At 64.6% G+C, this 4,428-nt stretch carries 4 protein-coding genes; 2 read left to right on the forward strand and 2 right to left on the reverse strand.

Going from position 1 to position 4,428, the window contains the following annotated elements; all coding sequences use genetic code 11:
* Both A5777_RS11980 and A5777_RS11985 read right to left on the reverse strand, forming a co-directional pair.
* Positions 1-656: cytochrome P450 (locus A5777_RS11980; protein ID WP_156529360.1), on the reverse strand; the 656-nt coding region annotated here is incomplete at its 3' end.
* A gap of 60 nt (positions 657-716) precedes the next feature.
* Complete coding sequence (locus tag A5777_RS11985; RefSeq protein ID WP_064862808.1) at positions 717-1,499, reverse strand: crotonase/enoyl-CoA hydratase family protein; 783 nt, start codon at positions 1,497-1,499, stop codon at positions 717-719.
* A 77-nt stretch (positions 1,500-1,576) separates the two neighbouring features.
* Between A5777_RS11985 and A5777_RS11990 the strand changes: the two genes are divergently transcribed.
* On the forward strand, positions 1,577-3,223 hold the full coding sequence (locus A5777_RS11990) for an acyl-CoA synthetase (RefSeq protein ID WP_064862809.1): 1,647 nt from the start codon (positions 1,577-1,579) through the stop codon (positions 3,221-3,223).
* A gap of 19 nt (positions 3,224-3,242) precedes the next feature.
* Positions 3,243-4,373: an NAD(P)H-dependent flavin oxidoreductase gene (locus A5777_RS11995; protein ID WP_064862810.1), complete on the forward strand. Its 1,131-nt coding sequence runs from the start codon at positions 3,243-3,245 to the stop codon at positions 4,371-4,373.
* Positions 4,374-4,428: the final 55 nt, after the last annotated feature.

Genomic DNA, 4,428 nt, shown 5'->3' on the forward strand with positions numbered 1-4,428 from the left:
TCGAGCAGGGCGGTGAGGTAGCGACCGCCGGGCGCGGTGCGCAGCCCGCCCTTGCGTCGACCGGTCTCGAGCGCGCGGATCATGGCACTGACGAACGGGTGCTGCTCTGCGGAGGTGAAGGACCCGAAGTCGTGGCTGAATGCGGTGCGGCTCAACGTTTCCATGGTCAGCTTCGTCATGTCGCGCGTGACGTCGACGGTGGTGGTGCCTGCGGGGTCGGTTGGTAGTGCGTCCCAGTAGTCGAACAGTTCGCCGGCCGTCTGCAGCATGATCGGGTGATAGGACCGCATGGCCGACTTGGTGAATGCGGGCATCAGAAGGTCATGTGCGAGTTGCCAATTGGACTCGTCGTTACGCGCTGTGAACAGGCCGTCGCCCGCGTAGTCGCGTAGCGCCTCGATCGCGGGCGGAAGTGCCTTGCAGTACTGTGATTCGTCGCAGAGTTCCGCGGTGAGTTCGGCCGAGGCGATGAAGACGAACTTCTGGCGGAATACCTGCATCTCGTAGATCGGGCCGAGGTTGGCGCCGAGTGTCAACATGCTCAGCAACGGATGGCGGGGATCGGCGACGCCGAGGTCGCCGATCAGTGGCTTTCGACGCCCGGGACTCGGAAATCGTTGACCTGACCAGTCGTTGTCGATGTGCAGCCTCGCCATGCTCCGACCCTGCCGCCTTCCGGTTGGCCTGTCAACGAGTGGTCACTCACCGGCGAGTGGTCACTCGCCGGTGAAGACGGGCTTTTCCTTGTTGGCGAATGCTCGTGGGCCGACTTTGGCGTCTTTGCTCATGAAGACGCGCACCCCGAGGTCGGCGTCGATCTTGAACGCGTCCTCCTCGTGCATTCCCTCGGTGTCGCGGATGGTCTTGAGGATCGCCTGGACGGCGAGCGGGCCGTTGGCGGCGATGACGTCGGCGATGTCGAGCGCCTTGTCGAGTGCCGAACCGTCGGGCACGACGTGGCCGATCAGGCCGTACTCCTTGGCTTCGGCTGCAGTGATGTGGCGTCCGGTGAGCAGGATGTCGGCGGCGATCGTGTACGGGATCTGACGAACGAGTCGGACGGCGCTGCCGCCGAGGGGGAACAGGCCCCATTTGGCTTCGGACACACCGAACTTCGCGCTCTCGCCCGCGACGCGGATGTCGGTGCCCTGCAGGATCTCGGTGCCCCCGGCGATCGCGGGTCCCTCCACGGCTGCGATGAGCGGTTTGGTGAGTCGACGACCCTTGAGGAGTGCGGGCATCCGGGTGAGGTCCCACCCGCCGTCGGCGAATTTGTCGCCCGCGGGCTTGGCGTTCATCGACTTGAGGTCGGCGCCCGCGCAGAAGTATCCGCCCGCGCCGGTCAGGATGGCGACACGAATGTCGGGGTCGGCGTCGACCTGATCCCAGGCCTTCTCCATGATCGCCATCATCTCCGTCGACAACGCGTTACGCGCTTCCGGGCGATTCATGGTGACGATGAGAACGTGGCCGCGCTTCTCGACGAGGCACTCCGGCATAGGTGCTCCTTGGTGGCTGGTGATCGATAACCGAACAGGCCTTGCCGAAAACAGTAACACGTTCTAATTTTGTCGTCATGGCCTTCCATATCGCCGACCTGATCGAGCACGCCGTCGACCTGATGCCCGACCGGACCGCACTGGAAACAGACGGTCGGTCGATGACATATGCCGAGCTGGAGCGAGAGGCAAACGCGCTCGCGCACGAACTGATCGCGCTCGGCGTCCGGCCGACCGACTCGGTGGGCCTGTACAGCAGGAATACCCTGGAATGCGTCGTCGCGATGCTGGCGATCTTCAAGGTCCGTGCGGTGATGGTGAACGTCAACTACCGGTATGTCGCGGCCGAACTCGAGCACATCGTCACCGACTCCGACATGAAGGTTCTGATCTACGAGCGTCAATACGGTGACCGCGTACGGAACGTGTTACCGAATGCACCGGAACTGGCGCACGTGATCGTCATCGAAGACGGCAGCGACGAACCTGCCCCCGCTGGCTCGATTCCCTACACCGATGCCATCGCGAGGGGGAGCGTCGATCGTGACTTCGAGCCGCGGAGCGACGACGACCTGTACATGCTCTACACCGGCGGCACGACGGGATTCCCGAAGGGCGTCGTCTGGCGCCAGGAGGACATTTGGCGGGTTCTGGGCGGGGGCATCAGCTTCTACACCGGTGAGCGGGTCTCCGACGAGTGGCAGCAGGCTCGTGACGGTGCGGCAGGTGGCCAACTGGTGCGCTTTCCGATCCCGCCATTCATCCACGGCGGATCGCAGTGGGCTGTGTTCCAGGAGCTCTTCGTCGGGGGCAAGGCGGTGATCTATCCGGAGTTCGGCGCGCACCGCACCTGGCAGATCATCGAGCGGCACAAGGTCAACGTCGTGATGATCACCGGAGATGCAATGGCGCGTCCGATGGTCGACGCATTGCGGGCCGGACATCCCGACGGGCGTACGTATGACACCAGTTCCGTTGTCTCACTGGCATCGTCGGCTGCGCTCTTCTCTGCGAGTGTCAAGGACGAGTACCTCGATCTTCTGCCGAACCTGCTCGTGATCGACGCGATCGGGTCGTCGGAAACGGGTTTCAGCGGGATGTCGGCGGCGCAGAAGGGGCAGTCGCCCACGGGTGCTCCTCGGGTGACCGCGGACAAGGCTGCCGTGGTGCTGCGTGAGGACGGAACGCCCGTCGAGCCCGGCTCGGGCGAGGTGGGAATTCTGGCTCGGTCCGGCAACATTCCGCTGCGTTACTACAACGATCCGGCAAAGACCGAACGAACCTTCAAGGAGTTCAACGGGATTCGCTACTCGATCCCCGGTGATCTGGCGACCGTCGAAGCGGACGGATCGATCACGATGATGGGGCGCGGGTCGCAGTCGATCAACACCGGTGGCGAGAAGGTCTTTCCCGAAGAGGTCGAAGCGGCTCTCAAGGCGCATCCGGATGTGTTCGACACGGTTGTCGTCGGGGTTCCCGACGAACGATACGGTCAACGTGTCGCAGCGGTCATCGCTACTCGTGACGACGCCAGACCAACCCTGGATGAACTGAACAAGGTTGTGCGCGAACAGGTTGCGGGATACAAGTGTCCGCGGAGCGTGTGGTATGTCGACGAGATCAAGCGGTCTCCGGCGGGTAAACCGAACTATCGATGGGGCAGAGGAATCACCGAGTCGCGACCGGCCGATGAGTCGGCACAGGCCGTCAGTGGAAGGGCGTGAAGATATGGGCGAGAGAGTGATTCGCACGGAGCTGACCGAGAGGTTCGGTATCGACTATCCGATCTTCGGCTTCACGCCGAGTCAGGAGGTCGCGGCCGCGATCAGCCGGGCAGGCGGAATGGGTGTCCTCGGGTGCGTACGGTTCAACGACGCGTCGGAGCTCGATGACGTGCTCGAGTGGATGCACGAGAACACCGACGGCAAGCCGTTCGGCGTCGACGTCGTGATGCCTGCCAAGATCCCCACGGAGGGAAGCAAAGTCGACCTGGAGTCGATGATTCCGCCCGAGCACCGGGCATTCGTGGAACGCACCCTCGACGATCTCGGGGTGCCGCCGCTTCCGGACGGCAACAGGGTGGATGCCGGAGTGCTCGGCTGGCTGCACTCGGTGGCGCGTTCGCACGTCGACGTTGCGATGGCGCACGCCCGAAAGTACGGACAGATCAAACTGATCGCGAACGCGCTGGGTTCGCCGCCGCCGGACGTGATCGGCGTCGCGCACGAGAATGGTGTGCAGGTGGCAGCGCTTGCGGGCGCGAAAGACCATGCGCTGCATCATGTCGAAGCGGGCGTCGACATCGTGATCGCACAAGGCTACGAGGGTGGCGGGCACACCGGCGAGGTGACGTCGATGGTGCTCTGGCCCGAACTCGTCGACGCCGTCGGCGACCGCGCACCCGTGCTGGCAGCGGGCGGCGTCGGCAGTGGTCGGCAGATGGCAGCGGCAATAGCCCTTGGCGCACAAGGTGTGTGGATGGGCACGTACTGGCTGACCGCGGCCGAGTACCGACTCGGCGCCACCGGCGACGGGCCGTCGACGGTGCAGAAGGCGTTGCTCGCGGCGTCGTCGAGGGACACCGTTCGTCGTCGGATCTACTCGGGCAAGCCCGCCCGACTGTTGAAGACGAAGTGGACCGACGCCTGGGATGCCCCCGGCGCTCCGGAGCCGCTGCCGATGCCGCTGCAGAATCTGCTCGTAGGGGAAGCACACGCGCGGATCTCGCATGCCGACGACGCAGGCGTCGTCGCCATGCCCGCGGGCCAGATCGTCGGCCGGCTGAACTCGATCACCCCTGTCGCCGAACTGGTCGCCGACCTGGTCAGCGAGTACCAGGAGTCCGCAGCACGGCTCGGGAAGACGCTGGAGTAGGGGGCTGGCGCGGGGTTGTGGTCGTCGGAGGTCGGAGGTTGGGGCGTCGGAGGTG

It is taken from the genome of Gordonia sp. 852002-10350_SCH5691597, assembly GCF_001665715.1.
In the GTDB taxonomy this organism is placed as follows: Bacteria; Actinomycetota; Actinomycetes; order Mycobacteriales; family Mycobacteriaceae; genus Gordonia; species Gordonia sputi.

Bases quoted from the DNA above. Each gene is read 5' to 3' on its own strand.
- A5777_RS11985 (WP_064862808.1), bottom strand. From the start codon at position 1,499: ATGCCGGAGTGCCTCGTCGAGAAGCGCGGCCACGTTCTCATCGTCACC.
- A5777_RS11990 (WP_064862809.1), top strand. From the start codon at position 1,577: ATGGCCTTCCATATCGCCGACCTGATCGAGCACGCCGTCGACCTGATG.